The organism is Limosilactobacillus caviae, from assembly GCF_014635905.1.
Lineage (GTDB): Bacteria > Bacillota > Bacilli > Lactobacillales > Lactobacillaceae > Limosilactobacillus > Limosilactobacillus caviae.
On sequence record NZ_BMDS01000005.1, the window covers coordinates 78926 to 94660 of the forward strand.

20 protein-coding genes and 1 other annotated feature are annotated in these 15735 nt (G+C 40.2%); of the genes, 19 read left to right on the top strand and 1 reads right to left on the bottom strand.

Going from position 1 to position 15735, the window contains the following annotated elements; all coding sequences use genetic code 11:
- Positions 1-10: 10 nt before the first annotated feature.
- Positions 11-712 (bottom strand): YoaK family protein, encoded by a 702-nt coding sequence (locus IEU90_RS07720; protein ID WP_153710351.1) that lies wholly within the window; start codon positions 710-712, stop codon positions 11-13.
- Between the two features lie 122 nt (positions 713-834).
- On the opposite strand from IEU90_RS07720, the gene polA reads away from it, so the two are divergent.
- The 19 genes from polA (at position 835) to rpmF (ending at position 15713) form a co-directional block, all read left to right on the top strand.
- Complete coding sequence (gene polA / locus IEU90_RS07725; RefSeq protein ID WP_153710350.1) at positions 835-3501, top strand: DNA polymerase I; 2667 nt, start codon at positions 835-837, stop codon at positions 3499-3501.
- A 14-nt stretch (positions 3502-3515) separates the two neighbouring features.
- Complete coding sequence (gene mutM / locus IEU90_RS07730) at positions 3516-4346, top strand: bifunctional DNA-formamidopyrimidine glycosylase/DNA-(apurinic or apyrimidinic site) lyase (RefSeq protein WP_153710349.1); 831 nt, start codon at positions 3516-3518, stop codon at positions 4344-4346.
- Positions 4347-4350: 4 nt separating this feature from the next.
- Positions 4351-4950 (top strand): dephospho-CoA kinase, encoded by a 600-nt coding sequence (gene coaE / locus IEU90_RS07735; protein ID WP_188357950.1) that lies wholly within the window; start codon positions 4351-4353, stop codon positions 4948-4950.
- A 43-nt stretch (positions 4951-4993) separates the two neighbouring features.
- Complete coding sequence (nrdR, locus tag IEU90_RS07740; protein ID WP_153710347.1) at positions 4994-5461, top strand: transcriptional regulator NrdR; 468 nt, start codon at positions 4994-4996, stop codon at positions 5459-5461.
- Positions 5462-5473: 12 nt separating this feature from the next.
- On the top strand, positions 5474-6829 hold the full coding sequence (locus tag IEU90_RS07745) for a replication initiation and membrane attachment family protein (RefSeq protein ID WP_188357951.1): 1356 nt from the start codon (positions 5474-5476) through the stop codon (positions 6827-6829).
- A gap of 18 nt (positions 6830-6847) precedes the next feature.
- Positions 6848-7789, top strand: coding sequence for a primosomal protein DnaI (gene dnaI, locus IEU90_RS07750; protein ID WP_153710345.1), 942 nt, complete (start codon positions 6848-6850; stop codon positions 7787-7789).
- 46 nt (positions 7790-7835) lie between these two features.
- Positions 7836-7967, top strand: a sequence feature (ribosomal protein L20 leader region).
- A gap of 42 nt (positions 7968-8009) precedes the next feature.
- The gene (gene infC / locus IEU90_RS07755; RefSeq protein WP_003668486.1) at positions 8010-8522 is read left to right on the top strand and encodes a translation initiation factor IF-3; all 513 of its coding nucleotides are present in this window, start codon (positions 8010-8012) and stop codon (positions 8520-8522) included.
- A gap of 22 nt (positions 8523-8544) precedes the next feature.
- Positions 8545-8742: a 50S ribosomal protein L35 gene (gene rpmI / locus IEU90_RS07760; RefSeq protein WP_003664106.1), complete on the top strand. Its 198-nt coding sequence runs from the start codon at positions 8545-8547 to the stop codon at positions 8740-8742.
- 44 nt (positions 8743-8786) lie between these two features.
- Entirely contained in the window at positions 8787-9140 is a 354-nt protein-coding gene (gene rplT, locus IEU90_RS07765; RefSeq protein WP_076459319.1) for a 50S ribosomal protein L20, read from the top strand.
- A gap of 151 nt (positions 9141-9291) precedes the next feature.
- On the top strand, positions 9292-9822 hold the full coding sequence (locus IEU90_RS07770; RefSeq protein ID WP_153710344.1) for a YqeG family HAD IIIA-type phosphatase: 531 nt from the start codon (positions 9292-9294) through the stop codon (positions 9820-9822).
- Positions 9815-10942: a ribosome biogenesis GTPase YqeH gene (gene yqeH, locus IEU90_RS07775; protein ID WP_153710343.1), complete on the top strand. Its 1128-nt coding sequence runs from the start codon at positions 9815-9817 to the stop codon at positions 10940-10942. The genes IEU90_RS07770 and yqeH overlap by 8 nt, the downstream gene beginning before the upstream one ends.
- Before the next feature lie 25 nt (positions 10943-10967).
- Positions 10968-11279: a ribosome assembly RNA-binding protein YhbY gene (gene yhbY / locus IEU90_RS07780; RefSeq protein WP_153710342.1), complete on the top strand. Its 312-nt coding sequence runs from the start codon at positions 10968-10970 to the stop codon at positions 11277-11279.
- A gap of 21 nt (positions 11280-11300) precedes the next feature.
- Positions 11301-11945: a nicotinate-nucleotide adenylyltransferase gene (locus tag IEU90_RS07785; RefSeq protein ID WP_188357952.1), complete on the top strand. Its 645-nt coding sequence runs from the start codon at positions 11301-11303 to the stop codon at positions 11943-11945.
- On the top strand, positions 11938-12552 hold the full coding sequence (yqeK, locus tag IEU90_RS07790) for a bis(5'-nucleosyl)-tetraphosphatase (symmetrical) YqeK (RefSeq protein ID WP_182598763.1): 615 nt from the start codon (positions 11938-11940) through the stop codon (positions 12550-12552). The genes IEU90_RS07785 and yqeK overlap by 8 nt, the downstream gene beginning before the upstream one ends.
- Positions 12552-12908, top strand: coding sequence for a ribosome silencing factor (rsfS, locus tag IEU90_RS07795; RefSeq protein ID WP_153710340.1), 357 nt, complete (start codon positions 12552-12554; stop codon positions 12906-12908). The genes yqeK and rsfS overlap by 1 nt, the downstream gene beginning before the upstream one ends.
- Positions 12908-13648, top strand: a complete 741-nt coding sequence (locus tag IEU90_RS07800; RefSeq protein ID WP_188357953.1) for a class I SAM-dependent DNA methyltransferase — start codon at positions 12908-12910, stop codon at positions 13646-13648. The genes rsfS and IEU90_RS07800 overlap by 1 nt, the downstream gene beginning before the upstream one ends.
- Positions 13649-13660: 12 nt before the next feature.
- Positions 13661-14794, top strand: coding sequence for a nucleotidyltransferase (locus IEU90_RS07805; protein ID WP_153710338.1), 1134 nt, complete (start codon positions 13661-13663; stop codon positions 14792-14794).
- 128 nt (positions 14795-14922) lie between these two features.
- Positions 14923-15480 carry a DUF177 domain-containing protein gene (locus IEU90_RS07810; RefSeq protein ID WP_188357954.1) on the top strand — a complete coding sequence of 186 codons (558 nt, stop codon included), beginning with the start codon at positions 14923-14925 and terminating at the stop codon, positions 15478-15480.
- A gap of 53 nt (positions 15481-15533) precedes the next feature.
- Positions 15534-15713, top strand: coding sequence for a 50S ribosomal protein L32 (gene rpmF / locus IEU90_RS07815; RefSeq protein WP_003664092.1), 180 nt, complete (start codon positions 15534-15536; stop codon positions 15711-15713).
- The last annotated feature ends 22 nt before the right edge of the window (positions 15714-15735 follow it).

Sequence of the window (15735 nt, forward strand, 5' to 3'; positions counted from 1 at the left end):
AGTTGACGATTCAGCTTTCCTTTTTTTGACGGTTATTTTTATTAGCTTTTTTCTTCTTGGTTAAATAATAAGAACTATCAGTTACGAGAATTAAGAAAGTGGCGATCCAGATGGTTTTCATCCGGAAAAAAGGAAGTAATTGTGCTGAGATAATTGCGCCAAGAGTAAAACAAATGACGATTGTTAGATAACTAAGTGCAGCCTTACGTTGGGAATAATCGTGATGAAAATAATATTCACTCCACGCCACGGCCGCCTTTTTGACACTGCCACTAGTAAAGACACTGTTGTAACCAAGCCCCTCAATTTTACTGAAAGCGGCACTTTGCATTGCTAACCCGAATGAAACAGCAGGCACCATTAGGTAATCTGGAAAAGTATCGGGAAGAAAGCCGATGACTGTACCGACTAATAGGATTGGCAATAGGCAAACTACTCGCCAATAATCGGTTCTTAAGCGGGCATGAAGAATGCTGACCATTGCTAATCCGATAATAAAGGCAATTAGTGAGCCGAGCCGGTCGACAACCCCCAGGAAGTTATGATTAGCTAGTGCAGCGCTGAGGAAAATAATGTTCCCAGTTTGTGCTGCGGCCATTGTTCGTCCGCACTTAATATATGTAAAAGCATCGATAAAACCGCCGCTGAAGGTAAGGAGGAGGGCAAAAAGGCGTGCTTCTGCCGGTTTATGATAATTTATAAGTTTATCCATGAAGTTCATCTCACATGTAATGGTTTTCAGCATAATTATAGCTTAAATCTTTAGTCAAGAAACTAAACCATTGCTATATTCTTTGGTACAATTATTACTAGCGATAGAAGGGCGGGAATTAAATGACAAAACAGTTATTGTTAATTGACGGAAATAGCATTGTTTTCCGGGCATTTTTTGCCATGCATAATCAAATGGATAAGTTCACCAATAAGGATGGATTACATACAGCGGCTATCTATGGTTTTAAGCTAATGCTTGACCATGTATTGCAAAATTTCAAGCCGGATGCTGCCTTAGTAGCCTTTGATGCTGGCAAGGTAACATTTCGAACAAAAATGTATGATGATTATAAGGGCGGACGCAACAAAACACCTAATGAATTAACAGAACAAATTCCTTATGTTCGGGAACTAATAAAAGATTCTGGATTACATAGTTACGATTTGGCTAATTACGAAGCTGATGATATTATTGGAACCTTGGCTAAGCAGGCTGATGATGCTGGCTACAAGACATTGATTGTAACCGGTGATCGTGACCTGACCCAATTGGCAAGTGAGAATACAACTGTTGCGGTTACGCATAAAGGTGTCACTGACACTGAACACTACACTCCAGCACACGTTGAAGAAAAACTGGGGATTACCCCTCGCCAGATTATTGACATGAAAGCGTTGATGGGCGATTCATCAGATAATTATCCTGGAGTAACTAAAATTGGTGAAAAGACAGCAATCAAGCTGGTAAAACAATTTGGTTCAGTAGAAGAGCTTTATGAGCATATTGATGAACTAAAAAAGAGCAAAATGAAGGAGCACTTGATTGAGGACGAAGAGATTGCGCGTCAATGTAAGACGTTAGCAACAATTCTTCGTGATGCGCCGATTAAGATTAGTTTAGCTGACTTAAAGTACGAAGGTCCGCAGAATGATGAATTAGTTAAGTTCTATAAGGAAATGGGCTTTAAATCATTCCTAAAAAAGATGGACCCAGACCACGTAGGAGATGAAGATGAAGCTACGATTGCACCAATTAGCTACACGGTTTTAACTAAGGATAATTTAACTAAGTTGGCACAATTAAAGGGCGAAGTGAGCTTTTATCTTGAAATGCCGGAAGCAAACTACCACACTTCACCATTTGCTGGTTTCGTAATTGGTAATGACGAATGCTGGTTTACTAGTCGCGATGTGGAATTACTTAAAGAAGCGCCCCTTAAAGACCTGTTAGAGAATACCGGTATTAAGAAAAACGTCTTTAATGCTAAAGCGCAAATCGTTGGACTTCATCGCCTTGGAATTTCGTTAGAGGATATTAATTTTGATTTGCTTTTAGCTTCTTACTTATTAAATACGAATGATAATAGCAACGACCTTGGACAGGTTGCTCAAGAACATGATTATGATGATGTTCGAACTGATGAGGAAGTTTATGGTAAGGGAGCAAAGCGAGCGGTTCCCGATGATGATGAGGTCTTCTTTAGTCATCTTGCTACCAAGGCACGCGCAATCGCTCATTTACGAAAAGATCTGTTTGCCAAATTAGATGAAAATAAACAAACACCTTTATACACCGATATTGAATTGCCGTTAGCTCGGGTTCTTGCGAAAATGGAGATTACCGGTGTCCATGTCGATGCGCAGACCCTAAAGAACATGGGAAGCAAATTGACGGAACGGCTTGCTGAAATTGAAAGCCAAATCTACCAAGAAGCAGGCGAAGAGTTTAATATTAACTCGACTAAGCAGTTAGGGCATATTCTTTTTGAAAAACTAAAACTACCGGTAATCAAAAAGACTAAAACCGGATACTCAACTGCAGTGGACGCACTAGAAAAGTTAGCAGACAAGTCACCAATCGTTGAACAAATCTTAGAGTACCGGCAAATCGCTAAACTTCAATCGACGTATATTACTGGTTTGTTAAAGGTTATCCATTCAAATGATCAAAAGATTCACACACGTTACCTGCAGACACTAACACAAACGGGGAGGCTGTCTTCTGTTGATCCAAACTTACAGAATATTCCTGTTCGTTTGCCTGAAGGACGGTTAATTAGAAAAGCCTTTGTCCCTAGTCATGAAGGATGGCAGATTTTCTCCTCAGATTATTCCCAAGTTGAATTGCGGGTTCTTGCTCACATTACCGGAGATAAGAACCTTCAAGATGATTTTAAAAATGGAGAGGATATTCACGCAAGTACGGCACGGCGAATCTTTCATTTAGCCCCTGATGCAGAAATTGACCGTAATATGCGACGGCGGGCTAAAGCAGTTAACTTTGGAATTGTTTATGGGATTAGCGATTATGGGCTGGCTCAGCGAATACACGTCAGTCGTGCGGAAGCTCATGAATTTATCCAAAATTACTTCCATGAGTTCCCGGGAGTAAAGAAATATATCAATGATACGATTGCGTTTGCTAAGGAAAATGGTTATGTTGAGACAATTACTCATCGTCGCCGCTACTTACCTGATATCCATGCTAAAAGTTTTAGCAAACGGTCATTTGCAGAGCGGACAGCAATGAATACGCCGATTCAAGGAAGTGCTGCCGACATTATTAAAATTGCGATGATTCGGATGCAAGATGAACTTGAAAAACGGCATTTGCAGGCTAAAATGCTTTTACAAATCCACGATGAATTAGTATTTGAAGCTCCGAAAGAAGAAATACCGGTATTATCAGAATTAGTGCCGAAAGTAATGGATTCCGCAGTTAAATTGGATGTCCCGCTTAAAGTCGATAGTAAATATGGTGATACCTGGTATGACCTTAAAAAATAGTTGGGAGGGATTAGATGCCTGAATTACCAGAAGTTGAAACAGTTCGTCGCGGACTAATGAAGATTGCTGCTGGACGAAAAATTAATGCAATTGACATTTATTATGGCAAAACAATTACTAATGACGTTGAAACATTCCGTCAAGCCTTAATCGGTCAAACAATTAAACGGGTCGATCGTCGCGGTAAGTACCTCCTTTTCCGTTTTACTAATGATCTGACAATGGTTTCCCACTTGCGAATGGAAGGGAAGTACTATAATCAACCAATTGGCGGGCCTATTGATAAGCATACTCATGTTGTCTTTCAATTCACGGACGGGACAGAATTATGTTATCAGGATACCCGTAAATTTGGTCGAATGACCCTCGTTAAAACCGGCGATGAAATGAATGTCGGCGGCTTAAAAACAATTGGCCCTGAACCAACTGATGATAGTTTTACTCTGCCGTTCTTTACTGCGGAGTTAAGAAAAAGCCACGGTAAAATAAAACCTTTTTTGCTAAATCAGCGACATGTTGCCGGCTTGGGTAATATCTACGTTGATGAGGTTTTATGGATGTCAAAAATAAATCCTGAACAGCCTGCTAACACGCTCACCGACCAGCAAATAGCTGAACTTCGCAAGAGTATTATTAAGGAACTGGCAACGGCAATTAAGTTTAAAGGAACCACGGTTCATAGTTTTACAAATGCGTTTGGTGACGCTGGTGCTTTTCAGGAACGGTTAAATGCATATGGTCATGCAGGAGATAAGTGTCCGCGCTGTGGAACTAAAATGGTTAAGATTAAAGTTGCGGAACGGGGCACGACATTTTGTCCGCATTGTCAAGCTTTAAAGGAATAGGAACATGACAAAAATAATAGGCTTAACTGGTGGAATTGCGACGGGAAAGACAACAGTAAGCAATATTTTACGGCAGGCCGGAATCCCGGTGATTGATGCCGATGAAGTAGCCCGCCAAGTGCAAACGCCTGATTCGGTTGGATTAACGAGGATTGTAAAAGTATTTGGTCCCAAAGTATTATTGCCGACGGGTGAATTAAATCGTCCCGCTCTTGCAAAAATTGTTTTTAATAATAAAGAGGCATTAAAAAGATTAGATGACTTATTACAGCCGTTGATTCATGATAAAATTTTTGCCCGTGCGACTGCTCTTAAGAAGCAAGGATTACCATTGGTTGTTTTGGATGTCCCATTACTATTTGAGCAGCACTATGATGAAGATTGTGATTATGTAGTGGTTGTTTATACTGATCAGCAGACACAGTTAAAACGCTTGATGACTCGTGACCACTGTTCTGAACAGGCTGCTCGTGCCCGCATTGCCGCTCAGTTTCCATTAGCGGATAAAATAGAACAAGCTGATTTTAAGATAAATAATAATGGTGACCAGGTTGAACTGCAAAAACAGATCGCATCCCTAATAAAACAGCTTAAAGCAGAGTAATATGATAAAATAAAGTACTTATACTAAAAAGGAGGGGGACGCATTGCGCTGTCCACATTGTCACAAAAATGGATCACGGGTAGTTGACAGTCGGCCAAGTGAAGACGGGAGCTTTATTCGCCGCCGTCGTGAGTGTGTTCATTGTGGCTTTCGTTTTACAACCTTTGAACGGTACGAGGAAACGCCGCTGCTAGTAATTAAAAAGGATGGGACACGGCAAGAATTTAGTCGGCAAAAGATTCTTAATGGGATTGTCCGATCGGCAGAAAAGAGACCCGTTAGTATGGAACGCTTGACCAAGATTACTGATAAAGTTGAAAAACAAGTTCGGAGTATTGGCGAAAGTGAAGTCTCAAGTCAAATTATTGGTAAATTTGTAATGAATGAGTTAAAAAACGTTGATGAGATTGCGTACATTCGTTTTGCTAGTGTTTACCGGCAGTTTAAGGATGTAGATGCCTTCATGAACGAACTTGAAACAATGGTAAAGTCTGAGCATAAAAACGATTAAGGGGGCTGTAAGATGACTGCAACGACTTTTGACCCACAGGCAGGTTATATAGTTACTGCAAGTACGGCATTCGTTAATTTTAACGATCAGACATTTGCAACGTTTTACCAGCCAATTCTCGGGCCGTTCGCTTTTAGCCTTTTTTATACGTTTAGGGCACGATTAATCCCTAAGCCGACAATTTCTAACCGCACAATGCAAAGTGAGTTATTAGCCCATATTAATGCCGGCGGACAACAGGTGCTAGAGGCCCTTCATCGTTTAGAGGCGGCTGGCTTAGTCCAAACTTATTTTCAAAGCGATGAGGTCGGGGATGTCTACGTTTATGAACTGCAGCCTACGCTAACCCCAGAAAAGTTTCTTACTGATAATTTGTTAAGTATTCTATTGTTAGAAGAGATCGGTGAGACGGCATTTAACCACTTGATTGAGCAAAGTCGTCAGTATAAGCTTGCTTCTCCAAATGTAAATTTGACAAATATTAGTCACCGCTTTTTTGAGGAATTTCATATTAATTCGCAGTCGATTACAGCCACCCCGAAAACAATTACTGATGCGCGAAAGCAGTCCCCAATCGAAAAGCGGCCATCACTAACAGCGGGAATGAAAACTGACTTTAATTGGAGTACGCTACTGCATTTACTAGCTAACCAGCCGATTGTAAGTAGTGACTTGGAAAATAATCATGAACTGATTTTATTAGAACACCAGCTTTACGGTATTGATGAACCAACAATGAAAAAACTGGTGTTGCGGTCAATCGATTTGCAGACTAATCATTTTAATCCCCAAAAATTCAAGCAAATTGTCGCTTCAACGTATAATGTAATATATACCCAGCCAAGCAAGGTAGCTGAAGAGAAATCACCTGTTTCCAACAAAGGGTTAACAAGTAAGGACCAGCAGTTATTAAAGACCGCTGCTGATTATTCCCCAGTTGAATTCTTACAGGATTTAAAAGCGCAAACTGGTGGCTATGTAACATCTGGGGAGCGGCATATTCTAACAGGATTAGTGGAGCAGGAAAAATTGACAAAAGAAGCAATTAATATTTTGACCTGGTACGTTATTGGTGATCGGGGTCATTCGACATTAACTGCTAACTTTGTCGATACGATTGCAAATAATTGGCTGCAAAACGGGGTATCGACTGGGCAGCAAGCATTGCTTCAGTTAAAAAACTTTAACAAGCAGTCACAAGAGAAGAAAAAGGAAGCTAAAAAGCCCCAAAGAAATAATTGGCGGAAAACAATCAAAGAACCAATGCCAGAGTGGAGTAAAAAAGATAAAAGCGAGTTAATGAAAAAAGCTTCATCACAAGAAGTTGCTAAGCTCCGTGAGCGGATTGCCAATCGAAAAAAGAAATAATTAAAGGAGGTGGCAGCAATGCAATCACTAAATAAAACGCTTCAAGGGTTGATGCGGGGACAAAATATTACAAATAATATTCAGCAAACAATGAAACAAGTTTATTCTGATAAAGATGTGCACGCGTTTTTAAATGAAAATCGTGACCGTCTCAGTAAAGAAGCGATTAAGCGAGGACAATCAAAGCTTTATGAATATTTCCACGAAAAACAATTAATTGAAAAGGGCGTGCCAACTGTTGCCCCCGGTTATTCGCCCCAATTGATAATTAGCGCTGGGCAAATTGATGTAACTTATGTTCCGACAAAACAACTGATAGAACGACAACGGCAACAGCATATTCAGCGATTAGTTAATTCAATCAATATGCCGAAGTTCATCAAAAATGCTTCATATGATGATTACTATTTAAATGATGATATGCAAACTGATACACGGACAAAGGCAATTCAGGCTGCAATGGACTTTACAGATAATTATGAAAAGGATCAATTTCAGCCGGGCCTCTACCTTTATGGTCAGTTTGGCGTTGGGAAGACCTACCTATTAGGCGCAATTGCAAATGAATTGGCAAAGAATAAGGAAGTTGCTACTACAATGGTTCATTTTCCAAGTTTTGCAGTTGAAATGCGCAATTCAATTAAACAAAATAGTACGGGTCAGAAACTTGATGCAATTAAACGTGCCCCGATTCTAATGCTGGATGATATCGGAGCCGGTGCAATGTCGACTTGGATTAGAGATGATGTTTTAGGAGTTATCTTAGAATATCGAATGCAAGAGGAGCTGCCGACCTTCTTTAGTTCTAATTTTTCCATGGAAGAACTGCAAAATAATCACCTTGCTGTAAATGCACAGGGAGATAATGAACCCTTAAAGGCTGCACGAATAATGGAGCGGGTTAAATTCTTATCACGGGAAATCGAGATGGAAGGCAAAAATTTGCGTGATAAGGGATAAACTTCTTGACATTAAAGTACTAATTTAGTAAGCTAGTAAACGTTGAAAGAAAAAGCAGAAGCACCCGCTTCTCGCCTAGGTGGTAATGATCGCCGGGCTGACGAGATGAATGATGATCGACCAAAATGGTTGTTATTATGAAGCGGGGCACTCTTGTGTCTCGCTTTTTTGCTTGATCTTTCGCTAAAAAAATTGGAGGTGCGTTGCCATAGCACAAGATATGATTGTCAATAACGGTATTCGTGCACGTGAAGTGCGGTTAATCGGTCAAAACGGTGAGCAATTAGGCATTAAGTCTAAGCGTGAAGCACTACAATTAGCTGAAGAGGCTAATCTAGACCTAGTATTAGTTGCACCTAAGGCACGCCCAGCTGTTGCCCGCATTATGGATTACGGGAAGTACCGTTTCGAGATGCAAAAGAAAGAGCGTGAAGCTCGTAAGAAGCAAAAGACGATAACGGTTAAGGAAATTCGCCTTAGTCCATCAATTGATACGAATGACTTTAATGTAAAATTAAAGCGTGTTCGTAAGTTCATTGAAAAGGGTGACAAGGTACGGATTTCATTACGTTTCCGTGGTCGTGCTATCACTCATAAGGATATCGGTCGTGACATGATTGAACGAATGGCTGAAGAAACATCAGACATTGCCACTGTTGTCCAACGTCCGAAGATGGAAGGGCGGAGTATTTTCTTAACTCTTGCCCCAGCTGCTGATAAAGCAAAAAATTAATTTAAGAAGGTAGGAATTAGTTATGCCAAAGATGAAGAGTAACCGCGCTGCTGCAAAGCGTTTTAAGCGTACAGCTAATGGTGGATTCAAGAGTGGTAACTCATTTACCAGTCACCGTTTCCACGGTAAGACTAAGAAGCAACGTCGTCAATTACGTGGTTTGAGCATGATGGACAAGACCAACGTAAAGCGTTACAAGAAGTTATTACCATTTAAGTAAACTTCACAAAAATAACTATTTAAAATACGTAGGAGGATTTCAACATGCGAGTTAAAGGTGGAACTGTTACGCGTGCACGTCGCAAGCGCATTATGAAGTTAGCAAAGGGTTACCGTGGTTCAAAGCACCGTCTTTTCAAGACTGCTAAGGACCAAGTAATGAAGAGTTACACTTACGCTTTCCGTGATCGTAAGGTCAACAAGCGTAAGTTCCGTGAACTTTGGATTGCACGGATTAACGCTGCTGCACGTATGAACGACATTAGTTACAGCAAGTTAATGCACGGTTTAAAGCTTGCTAACATCGACATTAACCGTAAGATGTTAGCTGATTTAGCTGTTAACGATGCAGATGCATTTAAGGCACTCGTTGACGAAGCTAAAAAAGCTCTTAACTAAGCCTAAATAATCTTCGACCACTTATGATGTGTATGCATGATGAGTGGTTTTTTTATTGGTTGCTTTCCTACTAATGCACAGGATATAATTAAATACTAGAACATTAAATCGGACTTGCCGATTGGAATAATAATTTTGACGAGGTGCAACATTGTTAGAGATATTTAAACCGACATGGATGGTAAATTCAATATATTCTGTTTCTCCTGCACAATTAAAAGAGCAGGGTATTCGGGCTGTTTTTAGCGATCTTGATAATACCTTGATTGCTTGGAATAATCCTGATGGAACGCCAGAATTAAAGGAATGGATGAATGCTTTACATGAAGCCAACATTCCATTGATTGTTATTTCTAATAATAGTAAAGAGCGGGTCGCTAAGGCGGTTAATAATCTTGACCTTCCTTTTGTTTCTCGCTCCTTGAAACCACTAAGCTTTGGGATCGAACGGGCACGAAAAAAACTTGGTTTAGAGAAAAAAGAAGTAGTGATGGTTGGTGACCAACTACTAACGGATGTCGCAGCAGCTAATCAAGCGGGTATTCGTAGCATTTTGGTGCAACCATTACTAAATACGGATAAATGGGATACCCGAATCAACCGGTTCTTTGAACGGCGTGTTTGGAAGAAATTGATGAAAAAGTATCCAGATTTGAAATGGCAGGAGGATTTGAATGACTGAGCAAGAACAACAAACTGAAGAATTGCGTTGTATTGGTTGTGGAAGTGTAATCCAAACTGATGATCCAGCAGGTTTAGGCTATACACCTAAATCAGCGCTTGAAAAAGGAAAGGAAACCGGCGAACTTTATTGTCAGCGTTGTTTCCGTCTTCGGCATTACAACGAGATTGCCCCTGTATCATTGACTGATGATGACTTTTTGCGGTTGCTAAATCAAATTCGTGATGCTAATGCTTTAATTGTATATGTTGTTGATGTCTTTGACTTTAATGGGAGTCTAATTCCGGGATTACACCGTTTTGTGGGCGATAACCCTGTCCTATTAGTGGGTAATAAAGAAGACCTGTTACCACGTTCTCTTCGTCGTCCCAAACTTCAAGATTGGATTCGTCAACAGGCGAACATGGCCGGATTACGTCCAATTAATACAGTCCTTGTATCTGCTAAAAAGAATCATCAGATTGATCATTTGCTTGATGTGATTGAGAAGTACCGCCAGAATCGCGACGTATATGTTGTTGGGGTGACAAATGTTGGTAAATCAACCTTAATCAATCAAATTATTAAGCAACGAACAGGAGTTAAGGAATTAATAACTACCTCACGCTTCCCAGGAACGACTCTTGATAAAATTGAGATTCCATTAGATGATGGGCATGTGTTAGTTGACACCCCTGGAATTATCCACCAAGAACAAATGGCTCATGTACTATCGCCAAAAGATCTCAAGATTGTTGCACCGCAAAAAGAAATCAAACCTAAGACTTACCAGTTAAATGATGAACAGACTTTGTTCTTAGGCGGAGTAGCAAGGTTTGATTATCTTCGTGGTGAAAGAGTAGGAATGGTCGCTTATTTTGATAATAATTTACCGATCCATCGGACAAAATTAAGTAATGCGGATAATTTCTATTCTAAGCACTTAGGCGATCTATTAACGCCGCCAACAAGTGATGAAAAGGATACATTCCCGCCATTAGAACGCTATGAATTTCATATTACAGAAAAAAGCGATGTTGTATTTGAAGGTTTGGGATGGATTACGGTTCCAGCAAATACAACAGTTGCAGCATGGGTACCAAAGGGTGTCGGAGCATTAGTTCGCCGTGCGATGGTTTAACGTTGATATTGGAAAGGAAAGAGTTATGCAATTAAGAGGAAAACAAAAACGATTTTTACGCGCTCAAGCTAACCACCTCCAACCGCTATTTTCAGTTGGTAAAGATGGCTTAACTGATAATTGGCTTGCACAATTAGATGGCGCACTTGATCGTCGAGAATTAATTAAAGTTAGTATTTTACAAAATTCTGACGTAACAACTGATGAGGTACGGCAGATGATTGAAGAAAAGACTGATATTCAAGTTGTTCAAGTTATTGGTCGGGTTTTAGTCTTATTTAAGGTTTCAGCAAATAAGGATGCTCGCGGATTATCTTCACGGGTTGCTGAAATTTAAGTAAAGCGGGAGTGACTTTTTGTGCAAAGCTGTAGTGTAATAGATAAAGTTCAAACGCAGGCTCAACCACAAACTAAAAAGATAAATCATCGTAAACGGATCGGTCTTTATGGCGGGACGTTCAATCCTATTCATAATGCCCACCTATTCTTTGCTGATCAGGTCGGTCATGCCCTATGTTTGGATCGGGTTGATTTCCTGCCTGATGCTAAGCCACCGCATGTTGATCATAAAGATTCAATTAATCCTAAACTACGGTTGCAAATGCTTGAGCTAGCAATTGCTGATAACCCCTTCTTAGGGATTGAAGATGCAGAATTAGAGCGTGGTGGGATCAGTTATACTTATGACACCATCAAATACTTATTGGATAAACACCCTGATGTGGACTATTACTTTATCATTGGCGGTGATATGGTTGATTACCTTGATAAGTGGTATCGAATCAATGATTTAATTCGTTTGCCGCATTTCCACTTTGTTGGTGTCCATCGGCAAGGAGCAAAAAATGAGACAAAATATCCAGTAATTTGGGTTGATGTACCAACTGTTGATTTTAGCTCAACTGATATTCGTAAACGAATTCAATCAGGACAATCAATCAAATACATGGTGCCGGATGCAGTTAGCAAATTTATTGAGGAGCATGGGTTATATCGTGAGTAAAGAATTAGTTTACCAGCAAAATTATATTCCGATGACGCGGGATGAGCTTGTCGGACGGTTGAAAAAAGCGTTAAAAGATAAGCGTTTCCGTCATGTCTTAAGGGTTGAACAAACAGCAATTGATCTTGCACGTAAAAATAACGTTGATATTGAAAAGGCAAGTATTGCGGGGTTATGTCATGACTATGCTAAGCAGCGACCTGATAGTGACTTCATTGCTGAAATCAAGAAAAAAGGCCTGGACCCGCTTTTATTAGATTACGGCAATGCAATTTGGCACGGGGTCGTTGGTGCGGAGCTGATTAAAGATGAATTGGGTATTTGGGATGAAGATATCCTAAATGCTGTTCGCCACCACACTACTGGTGCACCGGTAATGACAAAACTGGAACAGGTTATTTATATGGCTGATTATATTGAGCCAGGACGTGATTTTGCGGGTGTAAATAAGGCTCGAATAATCACTGCTGCAAATCTACAAGCAGGTGTTGCTTACCAAACCAAGCATACTTTAGCCTATCTTATTGCAAATGATAAACCTGTTTATCCCAAGACAATTGATACGTATAATGCATGGGTCCCACAATATGAAGGAGAAATCGATTAATGGATAGTAAACAATTATTAGAAATGGTAGTAAAAGCGGCAGATGGTCGTCGTGCTGAAGATATCGTTGCACTTAAAGTAGATGAGATTAGTCCAATGGCAGACTATTTTGTTATTATGACTGGTGGTTCTGACCGTCAAGTACAAGCGATTACAAATGCAATTATCGAAAAAGCACACCAAGAAAATGTGAAGATTGGTAGCGTCGAAGGTAAGAATCACGCCCAATGGGTTCTAGTTGATCTCGGCGATGTTGTGGTTCATGTTTTCCGTGAAGAAACGCGCCAATTTTATAATCTTGAAAAGCTATGGGCAGATGCACCGTTAGTTAATATTGACGAATGGGTTAACGATTAATGATTTATCAGAGTTTTGCCCAGTTATATGACCAGCTTTTTGATCCAGAGATGTACCATAATTGGGAAAAATTTACCCTTGATAACTTGCGCCCACAAACTACTAGTATATTGGATTTAGCCGGAGGTAGCGGCCGGTTAGGAGTAATGCTTGCCGCACGTGGGTTTGATATTACTGTTGCAGACTTTTCAGCAGAAATGCTTAGTTTAGCCGACCAACATGCAGCTGAAGCGGGAGTAGATTTACATTTAGTTCAGGCAGATATGCGTAATTTGGAATCATTCCCTAAATACGATGCGATAACCTGTTATGCAGATTCATTTTGTTACTTGGACGATGCCTCAGCAGTTCAACAGACATTTGGTGAAATTGCTAAACACTTAAAAAATGATGGGGTATTTTTGTTTGATGTAATCACTCCTCACCAGACTGATGATATTTATCCCGGTTATATGTATAACTATGAAGATGATAATCATCAGCGGGCTTTTTTGTGGCAGAGTTTTAAAAATGATGATATCAGCCATGGGGCAATTCATGAATTAACTTTCTTCACAAGGGGTGATGATGGCCGCTATGATCGAGTAAGTGAGACTCATTATGAGCAGGCCTATGAGTTACCACTGTTAAAGCAAATGCTGACACAGGCCGGCTTTAGGTCGATTGAGGTTGGTACTAACTTTTCAACTGTGATGAATGAAAATAATCCGACGCGCTGGTTCTTTAAGTGTCAAAAATAAGGAGAAATTTCAATGAATGCAGTAGGCCTTGTTGTTGAATATAATCCATTTCATAATGGTCACCGCTACCATCTCCGCCAGGCAAAAAAAGTATCAGGAGCTGAAGTAACAGTTGCGGTGATGAGTGGGAACTTTACGCAACGCGGGGAACCAACAATTGTTGATAAATGGGCACGAGCTAAGGCAGCTGTAATGAGTGGTGTAGATCTGGTTATCGAATTACCGATATTTTATGCTGTCCAACCTGCTCATCGATTTGCAGCAGGGGCACTTCGCCTTTTAGCCGCTCTTAATGTTAATTCGGTTGTTTTTGGTGCTGAACACCCCCAGTGGGATTTTGAGCATTTGGTTAAAGCAGAAAAGCAGTTTAACCAAGAAGACTTCAATCAATACAATGCAACCTATGCTACGCAGTTTAATCAGCAGTTAAAAGCACAAACAGGGGTTACGCTTGTTGACCCCAATGATATTTTGGCCTTTGCTTATACCAAGGCTAAAGTTCAGCATAACTATCAGTTTGACCTACTCCCAATCCAGCGACAGGGAAGTAATTACCATGACAAAGATATTAATGGTGAGATTGCTAGTGCGAGTGCCATTCGACAAGCCCTATTAGGGGGTAATTCGTATCGCCGGGCGGTTCCATCAGTAATGGCTGATTACCTTGCGCAAATTAAGAGTATTCCATCATGGGAACAGCTTTATCCTTTATTACGTAACCAGCTGATTCAAGCGCCGATTTCAACCTTACAGGCAACCTATTTAATGGCTGAAGGTTTAGAATACCGGATGAAAGATGCTGCCCAGCGGAGTCTAGATTTTGATTCTTTTATGAAATATACCAAGACAAAGCGTTATACGTATGCACATTTATTACGCGTATGCTTGTATACGTTATTGCAGATTACTCAAGCGGAAGTTGATCAACATTATAAAGATCCATATTTACATGTATTAGCTTTTAATCAGCTTGGCCGTCAATATCTTCATGAAGTCAAAAAACAGGTAGGGACGCCATTAATCACTAAGGTTGACCAAGATTTACGCGACGGATTACTCAACCTTGATTATCGGGCTGGTAAATTGTATCAATTATTTACACCTGTTGAGCAAGATTTAAAGCATCCGCCAGTGATTATTGATTAACGTCTTTTGCAAAGTTTGGTAAAATTATTTAAATAGATTGCGGTTCCTAAAGGTTGTCAAGGAAAAAACATTGACAACCTATAAGGGGACTAGTATAATTGCACATGTTGCATTAGGAGGTTAGTACGGTGAAATGGTCGTTAGCTGAATTACATCGTTATCAAGATGAACCACTTCATATTCAAAGTACTTTTGATCTGAACGCATCATTAACGAAGCTATTTCCAGATATTATTTTAGCTGTTCAACCAGTTAAAGTTGATGGATACGTTACTTATGACGATGGTGATGCAACGATTAGCGCGCATGTTATGACTACGCTGACCGTTCCATCTAGTCGCTCGTTAACACCCGTTCAATTGCCACTCGATTTTACGTTCTCTGAGACGTATATCGATGATCGCTCACACTTTTCACGCTATGAGGATGAAGATGATGTAATTTTCCTTATAAAAAAAGGAGAGCCGATTGACTTTGATACTGCATTAGCGGAAAATATTGTCGAGCAGGTACCATTGCGGGTCCTTTCTGCCGAAGAAAAATCTGGTAAACCAATGCCAAATGGTAAAGGCTGGAGTGTTATCTCTGAAGATGACTATAAAGCCCAAAAGCAGGAAGATGAAAAAGTTGATCCACGTCTCGCTAAGTTGAAAAACCTTTTTCCTGATCAGGATAATAAAAAATAGCGGACGGTTAAAAACCATTTGTGGATGATTATATTTCCTAGGAGGTGTCAAACATGGCTGTTCCAGCACGGAAGACTTCAAAGACTAAGAAGCGTATGCGTCGGGGTCACATTAAGTTAAATGTACCTGGCCTTACTCCTTGCCCAAACTGTGGTGAACTTCGTAAGTCACACATGGTATGCCCAAGTTGTGGTTACTACGACGGCAAGCAAGTTGTTAACACTAACAACTAATTAACATTAAAAACTATCCTTT

Excerpts from the sequence above, each read along its gene's own strand:
- IEU90_RS07800 (WP_188357953.1), top strand. The coding sequence starts at position 12,908 with ATGATTTATCAGAGTTTTGCCCAGTTATATGACCAGCTTTTTGATCCA.
- mutM (WP_153710349.1), top strand. The coding sequence starts at position 3,516 with ATGCCTGAATTACCAGAAGTTGAAACAGTTCGTCGCGGACTAATGAAG.
- yqeH (WP_153710343.1), top strand. The coding sequence starts at position 9,815 with ATGACTGAGCAAGAACAACAAACTGAAGAATTGCGTTGTATTGGTTGT.
- IEU90_RS07805 (WP_153710338.1), top strand. The coding sequence starts at position 13,661 with ATGAATGCAGTAGGCCTTGTTGTTGAATATAATCCATTTCATAATGGT.
- rpmI (WP_003664106.1), top strand. The coding sequence starts at position 8,545 with ATGCCAAAGATGAAGAGTAACCGCGCTGCTGCAAAGCGTTTTAAGCGT.
- rpmF (WP_003664092.1), top strand. The coding sequence starts at position 15,534 with ATGGCTGTTCCAGCACGGAAGACTTCAAAGACTAAGAAGCGTATGCGT.
- IEU90_RS07720 (WP_153710351.1), bottom strand. The coding sequence starts at position 712 with ATGGATAAACTTATAAATTATCATAAACCGGCAGAAGCACGCCTTTTT.
- infC (WP_003668486.1), top strand. The coding sequence starts at position 8,010 with ATGATTGTCAATAACGGTATTCGTGCACGTGAAGTGCGGTTAATCGGT.
- yhbY (WP_153710342.1), top strand. The coding sequence starts at position 10,968 with ATGCAATTAAGAGGAAAACAAAAACGATTTTTACGCGCTCAAGCTAAC.
- polA (WP_153710350.1), top strand. The coding sequence starts at position 835 with ATGACAAAACAGTTATTGTTAATTGACGGAAATAGCATTGTTTTCCGG.
- rplT (WP_076459319.1), top strand. The coding sequence starts at position 8,787 with ATGCGAGTTAAAGGTGGAACTGTTACGCGTGCACGTCGCAAGCGCATT.
- rsfS (WP_153710340.1), top strand. The coding sequence starts at position 12,552 with ATGGATAGTAAACAATTATTAGAAATGGTAGTAAAAGCGGCAGATGGT.
- coaE (WP_188357950.1), top strand. The coding sequence starts at position 4,351 with ATGACAAAAATAATAGGCTTAACTGGTGGAATTGCGACGGGAAAGACA.
- dnaI (WP_153710345.1), top strand. The coding sequence starts at position 6,848 with ATGCAATCACTAAATAAAACGCTTCAAGGGTTGATGCGGGGACAAAAT.
- IEU90_RS07745 (WP_188357951.1), top strand. The coding sequence starts at position 5,474 with ATGACTGCAACGACTTTTGACCCACAGGCAGGTTATATAGTTACTGCA.